Genomic DNA, 18,445 nt, shown 5'->3' with positions numbered 1-18,445 from the left:
CGATCTCGTGGATCGGCAACTTCCGTCGACTTGTCGTGCGGTACGAACATCATTCGTGGATTTACCAGGCCTTCATGCACGTAGCGTGCGGGCTCATTTGTTTACGTAGGTTTTGAAACAGCTTCTACTCCCTTTTATTGTGTTTTTTCCAAACAGATTAAGAGAAGGTCGGTTTCGGATTTCTGACTTAATGTCGCTCATGGCCTTTGTTGGCATTTTTTCCGCACTAACTCCATACTTAATCGCTTTAGATGCTGGTAACGATGTTACAAGGGCGCTGTGTGGTGTAATCGGTTTCGGTATTGGATGTTTGTGTGCAATATTAGCTCGCGAGCCCATCTGGATTCCCTCAGCAGTACACTGTAGCATGTTTTGGAAAATACTTGTCATTGATGTAATTTTAGCGATATCCCAATAGCACAACGAGTAGCTGTCCGTCTTCCTGAAACGAGCAGGGGAGATTTATCGTGTTAGGACTCTTTGTTTGTATCCTGCCTCCGTATTTTCTGTGTCGCGTTATCTACCGCGTCGAGCCATAAAACTTTCCATCTTTCCGTCGATCTATCGGTGCCGCGATGAGTATCGATTACCTAGTCGCCAACCTCACGAAACGGCAGTACTTCGACACCTTTGATTTAGGAGGTCCGAGTTTGCGCTGGATCTTGCGTGGTGAGAGTCCGCGTGGACTGGGACCGCTTCTCAGTCCTGAAGTGAAGTTGGGTTTCCATCTCTCTTCCTGGGTCGGCGATTGCTTTTTTGTGGTGACCGACCGTGATGACTGCATCGTGCCGCAAGAGCTTGTCGACTTGCGTTCAGAACCGCGAGAGTCTCCCTATTGGACCGTCAAAAATCGCTTCGCAAATATTTCGCTAAACTTGCTCGCCGAGATGTGCTCGTTTCGAGACGTACGAGAAGAGTATCTGGACTTGGCAACAAGGGACGGTCGAGCATTCTTCAATGTAGCGCACATGGTCATGTATCTCGATGCCCCCGACATCGAAGCGGCGTTCGTACACACGTTCGGTACCGATTGGCGGAAGCGATATAAAGAGATCGCCGACGCCCGACAGTGGGATCATCCAAGACCGATGCTGCCACTTGATTAGCACCTTACTACTTGACTTTCGACGGGCACCCCCTACCTTGGATGGACGCACCCACTCGTCTTGACTCCATGCCGTAGGATCTCTGTCATGAATGGACAACTCTGCCGACCGATCTCCTCTTTTCTTTTCGTAGGGATGATCCTTTTCGGAAGTTCGGTTTCCACCACATATAATGCCTTTGGCTCAGGTTGCGAACCAGAACCCAACAACGACCCGCGTGGTATCCAAGAGGTATTCGGTCCGATCGAACGGGCGGCATTGGACGAAACGGAAGAAGCGCAGAAAGATGCAGAGTTGAAACGTATTACGCAAGAGCGCGCGACGATTCAGCGAGAACGCTTGGAAGCGGATTTAAGACGCGTGACCGATCGCTTGCAGACGTCTCTTAAGAATGTTCAACTTTGGCTCACCAGGGCGCGCATTTACGAGCAACTGGAAAGACGTGAAGCCGCAGTCAGTGATTTGTCCGAAGCAATGAAGTTGCAAGGAGAATCGGTCGATCTGCTCATCCGCCAGGCGAATCTTTGGCAGGATCTCAACGAATTCCAGAAAGCGGATGACGCGCTTCTACAAGCGTTCAAGCTTGAGCCGCAAAATGCAGACATTTTCTTCACTCGCGGAAAACTCTTTCAGGAGCAGTGGGAAACTCAAAATGCGTATAACGAGTTTTCGAAGGCGATCAAACTCGACCCACAACACAAGATGGCTCGTTATCATCGGGGCTATATCTTAATCAACGGGCGAATCACGGAGGAAATGGCGGAATTAGCGTGTAAAGACTTCGCCGCCGCTTTGGAATTAGACCCTGACATGATGCAGGCTCGCTACTTCTACGTCCGAGCTGCTTATATTTCGGGAAGGCCGAAAGAGGCAATTAGACAGGCGAATTACGTTATCTGGGATGATCCGAAATCGGATTGCACGTACCTGTATCGCTGCAAAGCGTACATGGATTTGGGAAAACTTGATCAAGCATTGCACGACGCTACTCGCTACATCCTATTCGAGCCAGACGACATGCTTCGCTACGGCCTTCGGGCGTTGGTATACGAAAAGCGCAAGGAGTACGACAAAGCCGTGAAAGATTGGACCAAGTACATCTCGGTGATGAAGCACGCCCGGCAGCCATATAAGTCGCGAGCAAAAGCTTACGGCTATTTAGGAAGGTACGAGGAAGCAGCAGCCGACTGGGATACACTCGTCAAGATGGAGCCTAACAATTCCGACTTCATAAGGTTTCGCGCGAGTGCTTATGCCGGAATGGGCAAATACGATGAAGCCCTGGCCGACATTGAAGCCGCAAAACGAGTGAGCTATTTTCCCGCTGGGTTAGACGGGGATCTAGAAAATATTTTGACCAAAATGGGTGAGTTTCCTCGAGCACGCGCAATGGCGAATGAAGCGATGATGGCGGGATATAAGCGTCAAAACAGATTGGACAAATTCGAACAAGAGTTCGCCGCCGAGCAACTGGAACTTCGTCGGAATGTTGAGGAACAACTTGCTCGTGTCAGACAGGGAATTCCTACGCAAGGCAACAAGTTCTCACTGCATCACAACGCAAGTGTCTTCAAAGCGAAGGGCTGGACTGGGCCTTGGCTCGAAGGGTTAACCCAATTGCTTGCAAGTACGAAGGATCCCAAGATCCAACAAGGCACACTAGACGCCTCGAACACCTTCATAAATTCTATTGGAATTCATACGCTACCGGAAAAGGAAACTCAGCAAGCGATTGCCGCCTTGCGGAAACTGTCTGAGTCGGAACCCACGCCACAAATCAAAGAGATGGCGGAAGTCCAAATCAAGACATTGCAAGTACTTAAGGCCGTTAACGAGCCTGACAATAAGATAACCGAACCGAACTGCTTGTCGTTCGAGAAGTTTGAGTATCTCGAAAGTAAAAGTGGCGAGCCTGTTCAATTCAAAAAGTACGGACACCGCTGGACCGAAAGTATCCCCGGCCAGCCGACGCACTTCTACCGGGAAATCAAAAGAACGCCGGAATATATCGAAATGTTTGACCTGAATCGTGCGGTTTGGGTACGCCTGAGCGAGACGAAAGCTACAACATCCAAAGACCGGGAAAGTTGGGATCTGATTAGCGAAGGGAAAGTGATCGCTAAGTAAGTAGCTTATCGGCTGTTGTATTTGTATGCGGTCCCGATAACCACATTCCATGAAGAATCAGGCCGATCTTAAGATGTGCCTAGGTGAAAGTCTCTTTCACCTACTTCAAAAAGACACGTTTTTCCCTTGACAGGTTAACGTACCGCCTCTTAACGTGGATGGCCACACCCCTCATCGTTACTTCCCTGCTCAGGATGTGGCCCCATGTTAGTCTGCGGAATGCGTTTCTGGGTGGCTTGTTCGTTGGTGCTCTTCGGTTCCATTCAAGCTACCCTCTTCGAGTTACCACGCGCGGTCGGCTCCGATTGTGAGCCAGAGGTAGGCAATTCGCGGAAAGCTCTTGCCGAGTTGGCTGGCCCGATCGAACGCGACTTCCCAGTACTGACTGAGGACGAAAAGGATGCCGAGCTGAAGCGAATCGCGCAAGAGCGTCTCAAAATCGAGCGAGAACGCCTGGAGCAAGACATCCGTCGGATTACGAATCGCCTGCAAACGAATCTTGATAACCTCAATCTCTGGAACACGCGGGCGCACCTCTACGAGAAGCTAGGACGACGTGAGGCTGCAATTGGCGACTATACCGAAATCCTCAAACGTGATCCGAAGGCAACAGATGCTTTGCTCGAGCGCGGTCGTCTGTGGCTAGCGTTGAATGAATTTGAGAAGGCGGAAGAGGACGCCGATCTTTTGATCAGCCTGGAGCCTGACAACGAAGAAGCTCATTACGCGCGGGGCAAAGTCTTCATGGAGCAATGGGACACCGAGACCGCCAAGAGTTGTTTCAACAAAGTCTTGCAGTTAAACCCCGATCATGTTTTGGCGCGATATAACCGAGCCTATCTCTTAGTTGATGGGAGTCCCTCCAGCACGCAATTGGAAACGGCGGCAAATGATCTGAAGAAAGTGCTGACTCTCGACCCCGATTTGCTGGCCGCCCACTATCAAGCTGCCCGAGTTCTGCACGCGATGTGGCGAAACGAAGAGGCGGCAAGAGAGGCTACCTATATCCTCTCACACAATCCAGATACCGAATGCATGTATTACCTTCGCTGCCGAATCTACATGAACATGGGCAAGTACCGAGCTGCCTTGAAAGACATCAACCGGTTCATCTCTTATTCTCCCAATATCGCGGCGCGTCATGGAGTCCGCGCACAAATTTATTCTCGTATGGGGAAATACGAAAAGTCGCTGGATGACTGGAAGATCTACCTTGAGGAGTATCCGAATGATGTCGATGCAATTCAAGGACGTGCCGAAGCCCTACGTTCCACAGAACGCTACGATGAATCGATCGCGGCCTGGACGGCACTCATGAAACTAAGTCCAAGACTTAAGTCCAATTGGCTCGAAGAGCGCGCCAAGACCAAAGCCGCTGCAGGTGACATTGAAGGTGCATTGGCAGACATCAATCCAGCAATCGACACAAGATCGTACCCACAATATTTTCGTGCCCGGAGCGAGTTCTATGAGATGATTGGTGAGTATGTTAAAGCCAACGCCGAGATGATTCAAAGCCAGAAGGCTTCCAATAATCATATTTCAAATGGGGATCCCGAAACGCGGTACGAGCAACAACGGATCCGACTCGTGAAACATGTCGACAAACAAATTGGTTTAATACAAGCTGAGGATCCACTCGCGAATTCTCAGTTTGGTTCCAATATTTACGACGACCATGAAGATTGGGGCTTGCTGTGGACCATCGGCCTTTCCAAGCTATTGGCCAATCCCGAAAAGGCATCGATCGAAAATCAGCTGAAGTATGTCACTATGTTTATTGAAGCCGTCGACTTGTATCCCCTGCCCGAAAAGGAATCGAACAAGTTGGTCGCCGCGCTCACGAAGATCGCGGAAAGCGATGAGCCAGAACAGTTGCGAAATAAGGCTCGACTGGAAGCCAGAGTACTTGCTGCACTAGTAGAAGCGAATGATCCAAATCAGAGCATGAGCACCCCAGGAGCCCTATTTTTCGATCGATTTGACTTCGCCGTTGATGAGTCTGGCAACACACAAAGCTTACGCCGAGGTAGAACGCCTTACCAATGGATATACTTCCAGAACGATCGAAATAAAGGAAAGGCATATCGCGAAATTAAGCGAACTCGCGACTACATCGAACTACTAAGTCTTCGTGATGGCGAGTGGATTCGCCTGGAGGAGGATCAAGTGCTCAAGTCGAGCGATCGTAAAAACTGGACCGTTCTCGCTCAAGGGAAGATCGCTCCGAAAGAGGAAGAGAAGAAGTCTAAGTAGTTCCTGCCAGAGGGCGACTGCAACCCACTTCCGTGCCGATCATGTTTCATCACCCTGCACCGGTCAGGCGGGCGCCAAGGAAGATTTCGTCAACGCTTGGGGAAATGCCATTAAATCTGTATAAGTTGCTTGCAACAGACGCTTCTCCCCCCTAACCTGGGCGTAGCCCCTTCGCTCAGTCTTATTACTCTTTCGGAGCGTCACGGATGTTGATGTCGGCTCGCCAACTGCCGCTGCGGTTATTCTTTGCAATTGTGTTGTCGATAAGCCTCACGATTCCATCCACCAGGCTAAGCATCGGGTGTGAGCCAGATGCGAACGATGATTTGCCCAGCATCGAAGTCCTCTTCGGGGCAATCGAGCCTGCCAGTGAAGAGCCAACCGCGCAGGAAAAGAATTCTGCCGACCTGCGGCTTTTGGCCGAAGAACGTGCGCGGATTCAGCGAGAACGTCTCGAACAAGACCTCCGCCGAACGACCGATCGCCTGCAAACCGATTTAGACAACGTCAAAATCTGGACCCATCGTGCCAGCCTATACGAGAAGCTGAAGCGATACGACGCGGCAATCAGCGACCTGAACGAAGCAATGAAGCGTCAAGGCGAGTCCCCCGATCTTTTGATTCGTCGAGCCCACATGTGGCTCGGAAAAAATGAGTTTGAACCAGCCGAATCGGATGCCGAAAAAGCCATCGAACTCGATCCAAAAAGCGCCGCAGGCTACTTCGCCTTAGGGGAAGTATTCCGGGAACAGTGGAAGATTCAAGAGGCGTTCGATAGTTACTCAAAAGCCATCAAGATCAACCCAAAGCATAAGATGGCTCGCTACAACCGGGCCTATGTGATCATCGGTGGACGCCCCGACGACAAAGGCCTGCAGCTCGCGGCCGCCGACCTAAAGCAGGTCATCGAACTCGATCCCGAGATGCTCAAAGCGCATTTCGATCTTGCGAAAGTGTTGTATGCCACGAGGCAACTTGAAGAAGCGGCGCGTGTCGCGGACTACGTTCAGACCCAAGATCCCGATCTTGAGTGCTTGTACCTATTACGATGGAAAATCCATTCTCAACTCGAAAGGTACGATCTCGCCATCTACGATGCCACACGCTATATGGCTTTCAAGCCGGAAATCGTCTCTCGTATCCGTTTGCGGGCCAAATCTTATTACGCCCTGCGAGAGTTCGAGAAGTCGATTGCCGACTGGAATGTTTATATTGAGTCCGAGCCAAACGCGATCGACGGGCATTACTTCCGGGGCCGCTGCTATGACGAGTTGTGGATGTTCGACAAAGCCTTGGAAGACTGGAACGCGCTGATTTCGCTTCAGCCCGATAACCCAGATCACTTGATCGAACGGTCGCGAACCTATGTCAGCATGCATCGTTACGACGATGCGTTTGCCGACATCGATAAGGCGGAAGGTGTTAACCCCTTAAGCCCGCAGTATTGGAACTCACGTCAGTCGGTCTATCAGACGATGGGTGAGGATGCGAAAGCTCGGTTCGCTAACTGGATGGCACGAACGCATACGCATCGTCGCCAGAACACAATGAGCAAGTATTACCGAGAACAAGACGAGGAGAAGCGACAACTTGTCCAGCATGTGGTCGAAGAAGTCGCTGCGCACCGTCATGGGCAATCACTTGACATCACTGCGTTCCGCAAATTCACCAACAACGATGCCTATATTCCCGTTTGGCTCGGTGAAATTACTCCATTGCTTACTACTCCGAACGAAGCTGTTCAAAAGCGCGGCATGGAGGCAATGCAAACATTTCTTCGGTACGTGATGGTCCAGCCGGTTACCGAAATCGACATTGCCCCCACCATGGCCGCACTCGATGCGATTGTCGAGGATGATCACTCTGAGGAAATGAAGCAGGACGCCTTGATCTTACGTAAAGGACTTCCCGTCCTAGTTGAGATCAACGATCCGAATACCTTCAAGAACCACGTAAACCCGATCCGCTTCGACCGCTTCGAGTATTCCGCGGACGAAGAGGGGCGAGCCGGCTACTTCAAGTATGTCGGCGCGGTACCTGTGATGTGGGACGAGTTGAAATTCAACGGAAGCGGGAAAGTCCGCGTTTTCGATGTCTACAAGGAAGTTGGTCGCACGGCAGAATACGTCGAGATGTATTCGTATCGGACGGGAACATGGGTTCGTCTCGGTAAGACGAAGTACGAAAAGTCGACAGATCGCAGCGAGTGGAAGTTAGTGGGCGAGGGAGAATCTTATACTAAGAACGTGAAGAAGCCGCCAACGTATTCTGGCAAGGCGCTTATCCGCGTTTCCGAGGACGATTAAGCGTCGTTTGGCAATATCCATTGCTTAGCCAACTTGGCAACCGATCAGACCGAGTGGGCACCACCCTCGCATCCTTCCTTCGCTTCTGCTTCGAGATAAAGGTCCACAAATGTCCGAATCGGTTTACCGGCTACCGCTTCGTTTTCTCACTTATTCTTTACTTGGCATCGGCCTCCTGTCGATGGACGCATCGGCCATTGTCGTCGCGGCCGATTGCTCTCCAGGTAAGGAAGAGAGTCTCTCTGCCGTCGAAGCTGCCGTTGGCCCATGGAAACTTAAGCCAGGGGGATCAGCCGAGGATCCGAACAAGGATGCCGAACTGCAGCGAATCGCCGCGAAGCAAGCTCAAGCAGAACGGCAACGTCAAGAGAAGCAGCTTGAAGAGATAACCGAGAAATTGAGGGAAGACGCAGATGACGCCGAACTTTGGCTACTCCGAGCTAGCCTTAATGAAAATCTGGGCAATAGGCAAGCTGCGATTAGCGACTTGACGGAGGCTATCGAGATTCAGGGAAGCTCGGCCGAGACACTCATTCGCCGTGGTTATCTCTGGCAGAAGGAGAACAAATTCAAAAAGGCCGAAGACGACATGAATAGGGCCGTCATGCGTGATCCGCACAACGCGGAAACATCGTTCGCCGAAGGCAAGATATATCTCGAACAATGGCGACCAGTTCAAGCCCAAGCGTCGTTCAACCGAGCGATAGGCATCGATCCGAAACATCATCAGGCCCGGTATTGCCGAGCTTATGTTATCCTCGGCTCACAACACGAACCGCAAGCCTTGGAAATTGCCAAAGACGATTTGAGTCAAGTCATCCAACACGACCCAGATAACCTACTTGCTCGCTATCATCACGCCCGAGCATTATTCGCTTTGAGAGATTACGCGGCCGCCTCCGAGGAAGCAACTTACGTACTCAATCGCGATCCGAGCATGGTATGTATGTATCGTGTTCGTGCTGTATTTCATTCCGAGGCCGGCAAATACGAGTCCGCCATTGCCGATGCCACCAAGTACATCGAGCTTTCCCCCGATAAATCTTCCGCTGCCAAGCTCCGCGCGACGATCTTCTTCGAGATGCATGCCTACGCAAAATCGATCGAGGACTGGGACAAATACCTTGCCGCAAATCCGAAGGATGTTAACGCCTATTATTATCGTGGCGTTGCTTTAGAAAATACGCGTCGCTTTTCAGAGGCAGCCGCAAACTGGACGAAGGCCATCGAGCTGGAGCCTAAGAACGCGGATTGGTTCCATTATCGTGCGTTTGCGAAATGGCGATCGGGTCAGATTCAAAATGCCCTTGCCGATCTTACAGCAGGTATCGATCTCGCACCGAACGACTCTGATCTCTATGCGACGCGAGCGTTCGTCTACCGTAACATGCACGAGTTCGCAAAAGCTCGCGTTGACCAGCTCAAAATGAAAGCCCTTGAGCAAGGCAAAGGTCGAGCCGAACAGAATCAGCTTCAAGAGATTACTGTCAAGAAACAGCTTGCCACGCACACGACAAAAATGGTTGCCAAGCTCTTGCAAGGTCAGCCCCTGTCCGAGAACGATTTCCAGGAGTCTTCCGAACACGAAGCTTGGGGCGAACTGTGGCTAAATGCCCTCACGCTGGCACTGCGTGATTCACAGCCCGATCAACATGAACGTCTTCTCCAAGGTTTTCGCTCGCTCGCCAAGTACACATCGCTCAATCCTCTTCCCCCAGAGGAAACCAAGCAAGCTCAAGAGGCGTTAGCCGACTTAGCGGCGGACACAAAAATCGAGTCGTTGCAAAACGAAGCCAACATAATCTCTCGTGTTTTAGGTGTCTTATCAGAAGTTAACGATCCCTCGTACACGGCATCCAGCCCAGATGAGATTACACAGTGGCGTTTTCGCTACCCATCAGACGAATCGGGGCGTCCTGGCATTTTCATTGCCTCTCAAGAAGAATTCATCATCTGGGATGAATACAAGAACTGGAGAGAAAACGCCAACATAAAGCGGTGGGGAAGATTCCGCGAGCTGAAGCGAACAAGCGAATTCGTCGAGCTGTTCGACACAAAGCGCGGACTTTGGATTCGCTTGGCCCCGACCGAGGCGAAATGGTCGTTCGATCACGAAAACTGGGAACTGGTAGGCAAAGGACAGTTCGTAGACGAATAAATAGGTCCAAGTCTTAAGAATGCAGAGAGATCCACCAGGCCAACTTTCGGCTTGATTGTCGCGGATCGCCATGGGAAGATCACCTGCCTACCCCTTCCCTCTTATCTCCCTCCGCTTACGAGTCAAACCGATGCGATTCGCCCCGACAAGGCGGACTTTGGTGTCCGCTGTTTTCGCCTGCATGGCCCTTCTTTGTCTTTCCCCGCGTCCCGCATTCGCTATCGAACCTTGGAAACAAGATCATTGGTATTGGTCGGTCGACGGCCAGCCGGTCTTACTACTTGGTGGTAGCGACGACGACAACTTGTTTCAGTGGCCCACCGAAAAGTTAATTCCGCAGTTAGATCGCATTGCCGCCGCAGGTGGCAATTACGTTCGCAACACGATGAGTGATCGCAAAGACGGTGGCTGGGAGGTCTATCCGTTTGCCCAGCGTGACGACGGCAAGTACGACCTTACCCAATGGAATCCAGAGTACTGGAATCGCTTCGAATCGTTCCTTGAGGAAACCGCCAAACGTAAAATCCTCGTCCAGATCGAAGTATGGGATCGTTTTGATTACACGGACAACCGAAGTAGCGATCCGAAGCGTTGGGAGAACCATCCTTACAATCCGATCAACAACGCAAACTACACAGCGGAAGAAACAAAGCTGGCCAAGCGGTACCCCAATCATCCCGGCAAGAATGATCAACCATTTTTCTTTTCCACTCCCAAACAGCGGAACATCAAACCACTTCTTCAAGTTCAAGAAGCGTTTGTGAACAAGATGCTCGATCATTCGCTGAAATACGATCACGTGCTCTATTGCATCGATAACGAGACCGCCGCCGAGCCCGCTTGGGGAACCTATTGGGCGACCCTGATCCAGAAGCGCGCTGCCGCAATCGAAAAGTCGGTTCCCGTAACCGAAATGTGGGATGATTGGAACTTAACAGCGAAACGTCATCGCCAAACCTTCGATCATCCCGAAATCTACACCTTTGTCGATGTCAGTCAAAACAATCACAATAGCGGGCAGAAGCATTGGGACAACTTTCAATACGTTCGCAATTATCTCAGCAAATCGCCTCGTCCAATTAACACCACCAAAACGTATGGGGCCGACGGAAACAAGTTTGGCCATTCCGATCAAGATGCGATCGAACGATTTTGGCGACACCTGCTGGGAGGCGCTGCGGCGATTCGCTTCCATCGACCAGACTCCGGGTTGGGAATCAACGATAAAGCGGTTGCTTGTATCAAGGCTGCACGACTGGTAACCAACGAAGTCCCGGCGTGGGAATGGGTACCGGCAATGAATTCCCTGAAATCCAACGAACCGAACGAATGCTATGCCGCCGCCACGCAATCAGGCGGCACAATCGTTCTCTTCTTTCCGAAGAGCGACAAAGCACGCGAAGTGAAATGGAACGCAGCAAAGCCCTCGTCAACCGGTTGGCATGTTACCTGGATCGATGTCGACCAAGGAACGATAGCAAGCGACGAACAGCTTTCCGGCAACGAAATTGTACCACCAAAACATCTGGGCAACGTCGCTGCCATTTTACAAGCGGAATAAACGCCTAACCCCAGTAATTGATTTTGGCACATCCTTTGCGGTCTTTTCTGATCCATGCATGATCGCTTCGAACTCGTAAAGGTACGACATGACTGACATCAACATCCCCCTTCCTCAATGTAAACCTCTCAAGATTCTTACGGGCCAAAAGGCGCTCGTCACCGGAGGCAGCTCCGGTATTGGCAAAGCGGTGGCGATTGCCCTCGGTGAAGCTGGAGCTGATGTGGTCGTCAATTACCACAGCGATGAAGATGAAGCTCACGAAGTTGCCGAAACGATTACTTCTGCTGGCTCGCAGGCCTTGGTCGTCGGCGCGGATGTCTCGAAAGAAGAAGACGTCCAACGGATGTTTCAGCAAATGAAGGATAAGTTTGGGACGATCGACATCTTGGTGGCCAATGCCGGCTTGCAGCAAGATGCTCCCTTCGACGAAATGACGCTCGACCAATGGCAGAAGGTCATTTCGGTCAACTTAACTGGCCAGTTTCTGTGCGCACGCGAAGCGGTTCGCGAATTCAAACAACGTGGCGTTGTCGAAGAGGTTTCTTGCTCGGCAGGAAAAATTGTCTGCATGAGTTCCGTGCATGAGACAATTCCTTGGGCAGGGCACGTCAACTACGCTGCCTCAAAGGGAGGCATCATGCAGATGATGCGTAGCATCGCGCAAGAAGTTGCGCCATTCCGGATTCGTGTCAACAGCCTATGCCCGGGTGCGATTCGGACGCCCATCAATTCCGAAGCTTGGAACACCAAGGAAGCGTACAACTCGTTGATGAAGTTGGTCCCGTACAATCGCATTGGCGAGCCGGAAGACATCGGTCGGGCTGCCGCTTGGCTAGCGTCTGATCAGGCGGATTATATTACCGGAGCGAGCCTGGTAATCGACGGGGGGATGTGTCTTTATCCAGGCTTCGCTCACGGCGGTTAATTAATCGAAGCGTATCCTTGCGCTCGATTAAGCCAACTGCTCTTGCATTTCGTTCTCGAAGCAAGCGACCAGGAAAGCGAATAGATCGTCTGCCGAAAAACGTTCTGCTGGCATCCCTGGCTCGTAGTGATGTGCTTCCAGGATCTCGTCGGCAATCTGAGTCTTATTCCGTAGCGCCATCCAATCGTCCGCGAAAAGGGGTGAGATCACACGTTGCTCTCGACGAACTTGAATATCATGATGCCGCCAATCGCGGTTTATCCGCTGCATGCTGGCATCCACATCATTTGGTAGGCCTTCCAGTAACTGGAAAAAGTAGCCATCTAAAAAGACCAAACCGCCTGTCAAGCTGGACTGGCTGTTTCGATTGCTGGAAACGCGAGTAATTTCGAAGACATCCCGCATCGAGATATCGGTATTGGCTGTGCTTGAATACAGGATCTGTTTCAACATGACGGTGCTCCCCACTTACAAATTCAACGTTGGAACCAATCTTTCCAAAGGCACTGGCTTGCTTAGATAGTATCCCTGAACGTGACTACATCCGGCCTGTCGCACGAGATCGAGTTCGCTTGCTGTTTCGACGCCCTCAGCCGTCGTGGCAACTTCCAGAACGTTACCAAGGGTCGCGATCATTCGCACAAACGCAGCCGATTCCGAGTTCAAGTGTGCTCCAGTCACCAATGACCGATCAATCTTGATCTTGTCAAAGGGGAACTGGCGAAGATAGTTAATGGAAGAATAGCCCGTACCGAAGTCATCGAGCGCCACTCGCACACCATTTTCACGAAGTTGTCGCAAAATCGCGAAAGCCAGTTGCCCATCCTCAATTAATGAAGACTCGGTGATTTCTAGCTCTAAGCGATCTGGTGGTAGCGAAGTTTCCTCCAGGATGCGAGACACGGTCGACACAAAGCTGCGATTGCGAAGCTGAATTGGGGAAACATTCACGGCAACTCGGTACGTCCGACCGGGCTCGGCAGCATCGCGGCATGCTTGTTCGAGCACCCAGGCCCCGATTCCAATAATCTGACCTGTTTCTTCCGCCAAGGGGATGAAGCTATCAGGCGAGACCAATCCAAGTCGCGGATGCTCCCAGCGGATCAGCGCTTCGAGCGTCGTCACTTGATCGGTACCGATTTCGAGCACCGGCTGATAGTGCAACTGAAATTCGTTACCATCGAGCGCTTGCCCGAGTTCTTTTTCCAACACTCGACGGGCTTCGGCACGAATCCGCATCTCAGGCTCGAAATAGCGGATGACGTTACGTCCCTCTGATTTCGCTTGAAACAGCGCCAGATCGGCATGCCTAAGCAGATCTTGCGCGTTATCTCCATCGATCGGAGCGACGGCGATTCCGATGCTCGCTCCGACTCGAATTAAGTTGCCATCCACCACAATCGGACTGGCAACCGATTCGATGATTCGTTTTGCCGTTTTCCGAGGAAGCGAGTTCTTGCTGGACCATTGAATAAGCGCAAACTCGTCACCACCCAGTCTCCCCACAAAGTCAGCTGGCGAGACAGCACGCACGATTCGTTGCGCCACTTCCTGGAGAACACGGTCGCCCACTTGATGGCCAAGCGTATCGTTAACCCACTTGAATCGATCGAGGTTGATATAGAAGAGCGCGAACTCATCTCCCCCATCAAGCTGACTGCATGCCCGATCTAGTGCGCCGAAGAACGCACGACGATCATTCAGCCGAGTCAGGAAATCAGGCTGTAAGCGTTCCGTGGTTTCCCCTGTCAATTCAGCAACATTCTCCATTCGCTCGGGACAGGCCACGTGCCACTCCGATGGCATGGCTGCGGTACGAATCGTCGTGGCGACTAACGTGCTATCAATCTTGTTCATACGCTTAGATTCGCGATGGCGATAACGAAGGGGGCGGCATTCACGCAAAATTAGATGAGACAAAGCGAAGCCTAGCATGAGTCCCGCTCGTTCGACGGAGTTCAAGCGGCAACCCGCGAGGGGGTTAATGGAACCCGTTTCATCGGCGTGCGTCCTCCTCAGCTAAACCAAACGACTGGCGTAGCATTCGTGGCTCGACGTTTCGATTTTGCCACACCGGGTAAGGCTCTTTCTGGCCGTGATTGGTTGCATGAGAACGGCATGCCCGAAACTTTTTGACGCGTTGAGTAAGCCCGCTTACTGAAATCACGTAAGCCACTTCACACTGGGAGAATAACACATTGACATCTCGCGACATCTCGATCTATACAGAGTAAATGGACATTGCCGGAATCGGGGCCGCGCGATGCACCGCCGTCTATTTCCGACAATTAATCCACGAGGCGAGAACAGAAATGAGCAAATCAATGAACCCAAGACCAACAATCTCGGAAGCCGTTTTCCGGGTCTTACTGAGCGGTATTTTTCTCGTCGCAGGCTTCAATCACTTGGTAGCCCCAGACAAGGTAGCGGCTCGCCTGCTCAATGCGCCGTTTGGCTATTTAGCGACTCAGTTCGCCTCGGCCGAACTGTTAGTAATTTTAGCTGGCATTGCCTTACTGGTTGGTGGTGTCGGATTAGCGACGGGGACTTTCACGCGAATCTCGGCGACCGGGCTGATTTTGGTACTGATCCCAATCACGGTCACCGTGCAGATCAGCCCAGCTACGCTCGGTCCCCTGTTCAAGAACGTGGCCATCTTAGGTGGCTTGATTTACTTCGCCACCAACGGCGCCGCATGTTGTAGCGTCGATTCGTTATGGAGTAGAAACGCAGTTTCCGTCTCGGCCCCTGAAGAATTGTTGGCTTAACCTACCACCAATAAACGGAGAGAATCTCATGTTTCAGAAAAAGACATTTATCGCATTTACCACCCTCCTCGTGATCACTGCGACAGTCGTTTGGCTTTCAATCAGCAACGACACGACAGCCGCCGAGGCTAAGTCCGGTCCATCGAAGTCGGCTCTGATATTGGTTCAAAACCCGAAGCAGATTCCAGTAGTGCTGAAGACGTGCGAGGAACTTTTGACCAATTCCAAATACCAAGTGAAACAAGCCCGCGTATTAGTCTGCGGACAAGCAGTGAATGCGATCACCGCCGATAGCGAAAACGTATCGGTCATCGCCCACGCCAAAAAGACAAGCATCCAGATCGATGCGTGTGGCATCTCGCTGAAGAAACTCGCGGTATCGCCAGAGCAACTCGCGGAAGGTGTCTCTCACGTCGACAACGCGTTAATCACGGCGTTCGAACTAAAAGTGGATGGTTGGATTTCAATCGATCTCTAAAAACTTCGACCTCTAAAAACATCGCAGGCCCGTCCGATTGATTTGATCGCGACGGGCCTGCTTTGTTCCAGCCTTCGTGAAAGCAACCGTTACTTCACATCCTTCAATCCCGACTCATCACTAACGACGGCGGGTACCAACTTGCCAACGTGCCCTTGCTTGGTATTGGTATCGCGTCCGATCAGAAACTTGCCAGGGCCGACGCCGATGATGCCGAGCGCGGCATCGTACGGCCACCGCTTCACCTCTTTGAATTCTGGCGATGTACGAATCAACTCCGCTGGCTTGCCGTAACATCCGAACCACCAATGGCCATCGTGAAACGTGGCGGTTTGAATTCCCATCAGTGTGTAACCACTCTCGATAACGTGACGCTGAACGAACTTGAAATTAGCGTCGTACTCGTAGGCGTAATTCTCATTCGTTCCGGGAGGCAAACCACCGATGACATAGAAATGACCCTCGTAATCGTCCATTCCCCCTGCCCCGTGTACGACCTCAGAGACGTCATGACGCGAGATCTCTTTGAAAGTCTCAGCATCGTAAACAAAGACCCATGAGTCGGCCTTGCCGGCAGGCTGATTGAACTGGCCGAGATTGACCGCCACGTAGACCTTGCCGTCTCGGTAACATAAGTCTCCCTGGTGACTCGGCGCGTCAACCGCGACTAAGATTTGCCCCTCGGTGTCGGTCTTAACCAGCCGATCGGTAAACGACCAGTAGACGCCTCCTGCCGAATCGCAGCACACGCCTTGTAGATGACCGCGATAGGTCCCCTGGCAATCAATCGCGTGAAACGGGAGCAAAGTCTTTTCCGTTTCTGCGGCCTCGGCTTGTTGCCCGTAGGCCATCCAAGCCGTTGCAGTAATCGCCAGAAGAACGAGACATTGCCGTAAAAACTTCATAGTAACTCGTGGTGGGTGTACGAGAATGTTGGTCGCGATGAGAACTCGCTTGGAGGGCCGCTTGCGACATTTTGGCATTGAGATTTAGGCGGTTCAACCTGCAAGCGCAACTTTAACATTCGCGAAGCAAGACACGTCTCAGAACAAACAATGGCATTCTTTCAGACCACGCTCGTTTTGCTGAACTCGCAAGGATCCTATCAATCCGTTTACGATTCGCTGGACAAAGCAGTCCTACAAGCCAAGCAGAATGGAATCCCCCAGCAATCCGTCCAGGATGCGATCTTGCAGGCCGCTCATAAGTATGGCAATCATGACGGCGAGAAGCACGAAGCAGCACTCGATATCTTGGATCGGGTTTGCGGCTGGGTGTAACCCAGCGTACACCTATCGGGAGGCGCAACTCGCCGACGAAGCGTTCGGCTAGTGGCTTTCCACGGAGTATGGGACTAGCATCAATTTGCGAGTTCCTGTCACCCCCGGTTAGAGAAACATCCGCCTCTTCGCTATAACAAAGGGGACGACACACGCCATGACTTCGGCCCCCTAGGAACTTCTTTTATGTCACGCAGTAAGAGTCACGACATTTTTGCCCGCGCGAAACATCTGATGCCTGGCGGCGTGAACAGTCCGGCCCGGGCTTTCGGAGCTGTCGGGGGCGAACCAATCGTGTTCGAGCGAGGCGAGGGGGCCTACCTGTACGATGTCGATGGGAATCAATACATCGATTACATCGGTTCGTGGGGGCCAATGATCCTGGGACATTTGCATCCCAAAGTTAAAGAAGCTCTGCACGCAGCTGTCGATCAGGGCACCAGCTTCGGTGCACCGACCGAACGTGAAAACGAACTGGCTGAGTTGATCATCGACATTATTCCTTCGGTCGAGCAAGTTCGGTTGGTCAACAGTGGAACCGAAGCGACAATGAGCGCGATTCGGTTGGCCCGCGGATTCACCGGTCGTGACAAGATCATCAAGTTCGCCGGCAACTATCACGGTCATGTCGATAGTTTACTTGTTGCGGCCGGAAGCGCCGCAGCGACGCTTGGTGTTCCCAATTCGCCAGGTGTCACGGCAGGAACCACGAAGGACACGATCGTCCTTCCCTACAACAATTCGGTCGCCCTGGAAGAAGCGTTCGAACGAAACAAGGATCAGATCGCTGGAGTGATCTTCGAACCTGTGGTCGGCAACATGGGCTGCGTCCCGCCGCAACCTGGATTCCTCCAAGCGATCCGCGACGTCTGTAACAACAACGGCGCCTTAATGATCATGGACGAGGTCATGACTGGCTTCCGCGTTGCTGCGGGCGGAGCACAAGACTTGTATGGCATTACGCCCGATTTGACGACACTTGGCAAGATCGTCGGCGGCGGGCTCCCTATTGGGGCATACGGCGGACGGGCTGATATCATGGGGCACATTCTTCCTGCAGGCGAAGTCTTCCAAGCAGGCACGCTCAGCGGTAACCCCTTGGCAACGGCGGCCGGGATTGCCACGCTGCAAACCTTGAAAGAACTCAACCCCTATCCAGAACTCGACCGGAAGACCAAGACGCTGGAAGAAGGCCTGTTAAAAGCGGCAGAAGAGGCGAACGTCGCTATCTCGACGGCGCGCGTTGGAAGCATGCTCACGCCGTTCTTCCACGATGGTCCAGTCCATAACTGGGACGCTGCGGCCCATTGCGATACCAAACGCTATGGCAAGTTTTTCTGGGAACTGATCGAACGGGGCGTCTATTTTCCATGCAGTCAGTACGAAGCCCTCTTCGTATCGATCGCCCATACCGACGACGATATCGCCAAGACCATCAGCGCCGCGAAAGAAGCGTTCGATAAAGTTCGCTAGAACC

General features: G+C 52.0%; 14 protein-coding genes. 11 read left to right on the top strand and 3 right to left on the bottom strand.

Annotation, left to right across the window (positions count from 1 at the left end; all coding sequences use genetic code 11):
- Positions 1-575 precede the first annotated feature (575 nt).
- The 7 genes from C5Y83_RS24520 to C5Y83_RS24490 all read left to right on the top strand — a co-directional run bounded on the left by C5Y83_RS24520 (position 576) and on the right by C5Y83_RS24490 (position 12,442).
- Positions 576-1,106 carry a hypothetical protein gene (locus tag C5Y83_RS24520; RefSeq protein WP_105332431.1) on the top strand — a complete coding sequence of 177 codons (531 nt, stop codon included), beginning with the start codon at positions 576-578 and terminating at the stop codon, positions 1,104-1,106.
- An 87-nt stretch (positions 1,107-1,193) separates the two neighbouring features.
- Positions 1,194-3,233: a tetratricopeptide repeat protein gene (locus C5Y83_RS24515; protein ID WP_105332430.1), complete on the top strand. Its 2,040-nt coding sequence runs from the start codon at positions 1,194-1,196 to the stop codon at positions 3,231-3,233.
- A gap of 204 nt (positions 3,234-3,437) precedes the next feature.
- A complete protein-coding gene (locus C5Y83_RS24510) occupies positions 3,438-5,489 on the top strand; it encodes a tetratricopeptide repeat protein (RefSeq protein WP_105332429.1) in 2,052 nt (683 codons plus the stop codon).
- Positions 5,490-5,701: 212 nt separating this feature from the next.
- Positions 5,702-7,795, top strand: a complete 2,094-nt coding sequence (locus tag C5Y83_RS24505) for a tetratricopeptide repeat protein (RefSeq protein ID WP_158262502.1) — start codon at positions 5,702-5,704, stop codon at positions 7,793-7,795.
- Between the two features lie 109 nt (positions 7,796-7,904).
- Positions 7,905-9,953, top strand: coding sequence for a tetratricopeptide repeat protein (locus C5Y83_RS24500; RefSeq protein WP_105332427.1), 2,049 nt, complete (start codon positions 7,905-7,907; stop codon positions 9,951-9,953).
- A 160-nt stretch (positions 9,954-10,113) separates the two neighbouring features.
- Complete coding sequence (locus tag C5Y83_RS24495; RefSeq protein WP_146117911.1) at positions 10,114-11,514, top strand: hypothetical protein; 1,401 nt, start codon at positions 10,114-10,116, stop codon at positions 11,512-11,514.
- Between the two features lie 88 nt (positions 11,515-11,602).
- A complete protein-coding gene (locus C5Y83_RS24490; RefSeq protein WP_105332425.1) occupies positions 11,603-12,442 on the top strand; it encodes an SDR family oxidoreductase in 840 nt (279 codons plus the stop codon).
- Between the two features lie 27 nt (positions 12,443-12,469).
- On the opposite strand, the gene C5Y83_RS24485 is transcribed toward C5Y83_RS24490, so the two are convergent.
- Both C5Y83_RS24485 and C5Y83_RS24480 read right to left on the bottom strand, forming a co-directional pair.
- Complete coding sequence (locus C5Y83_RS24485) at positions 12,470-12,895, bottom strand: BLUF domain-containing protein (protein WP_105332424.1); 426 nt, start codon at positions 12,893-12,895, stop codon at positions 12,470-12,472.
- A gap of 15 nt (positions 12,896-12,910) precedes the next feature.
- Positions 12,911-14,299, bottom strand: a complete 1,389-nt coding sequence (locus C5Y83_RS24480; protein WP_158262501.1) for a putative bifunctional diguanylate cyclase/phosphodiesterase — start codon at positions 14,297-14,299, stop codon at positions 12,911-12,913.
- 455 nt (positions 14,300-14,754) lie between these two features.
- Here C5Y83_RS24480 and C5Y83_RS24475 point away from each other — a divergent pair, with 455 nt between their 5' ends.
- Positions 14,755-15,210: a DoxX family protein gene (locus C5Y83_RS24475; RefSeq protein ID WP_199195124.1), complete on the top strand. Its 456-nt coding sequence runs from the start codon at positions 14,755-14,757 to the stop codon at positions 15,208-15,210.
- A gap of 28 nt (positions 15,211-15,238) precedes the next feature.
- Complete coding sequence (locus C5Y83_RS24470) at positions 15,239-15,688, top strand: hypothetical protein (RefSeq protein ID WP_105332422.1); 450 nt, start codon at positions 15,239-15,241, stop codon at positions 15,686-15,688.
- Between the two features lie 89 nt (positions 15,689-15,777).
- Here C5Y83_RS24470 and C5Y83_RS24465 read toward each other — a convergent pair whose 3' ends face one another.
- Positions 15,778-16,593: a hypothetical protein gene (locus C5Y83_RS24465; protein ID WP_233207351.1), complete on the bottom strand. Its 816-nt coding sequence runs from the start codon at positions 16,591-16,593 to the stop codon at positions 15,778-15,780.
- Positions 16,594-16,743: 150 nt separating this feature from the next.
- Here C5Y83_RS24465 and C5Y83_RS24460 point away from each other — a divergent pair, with 150 nt between their 5' ends.
- Positions 16,744-16,968 carry a hypothetical protein gene (locus C5Y83_RS24460; protein WP_105332421.1) on the top strand — a complete coding sequence of 75 codons (225 nt, stop codon included), beginning with the start codon at positions 16,744-16,746 and terminating at the stop codon, positions 16,966-16,968.
- 186 nt (positions 16,969-17,154) lie between these two features.
- Positions 17,155-18,441 (top strand): glutamate-1-semialdehyde 2,1-aminomutase, encoded by a 1,287-nt coding sequence (hemL, locus tag C5Y83_RS24455; RefSeq protein ID WP_105332420.1) that lies wholly within the window; start codon positions 17,155-17,157, stop codon positions 18,439-18,441.
- Positions 18,442-18,445: the final 4 nt, after the last annotated feature.

The organism is Blastopirellula marina, assembly GCF_002967765.1.
Lineage (GTDB): Bacteria > Planctomycetota > Planctomycetia > Pirellulales > Pirellulaceae > Bremerella > Bremerella marina_A.
Note: the sequence above shows the minus strand (reverse complement) of the source record. Positions and strands in the feature narration are given on the sequence as shown.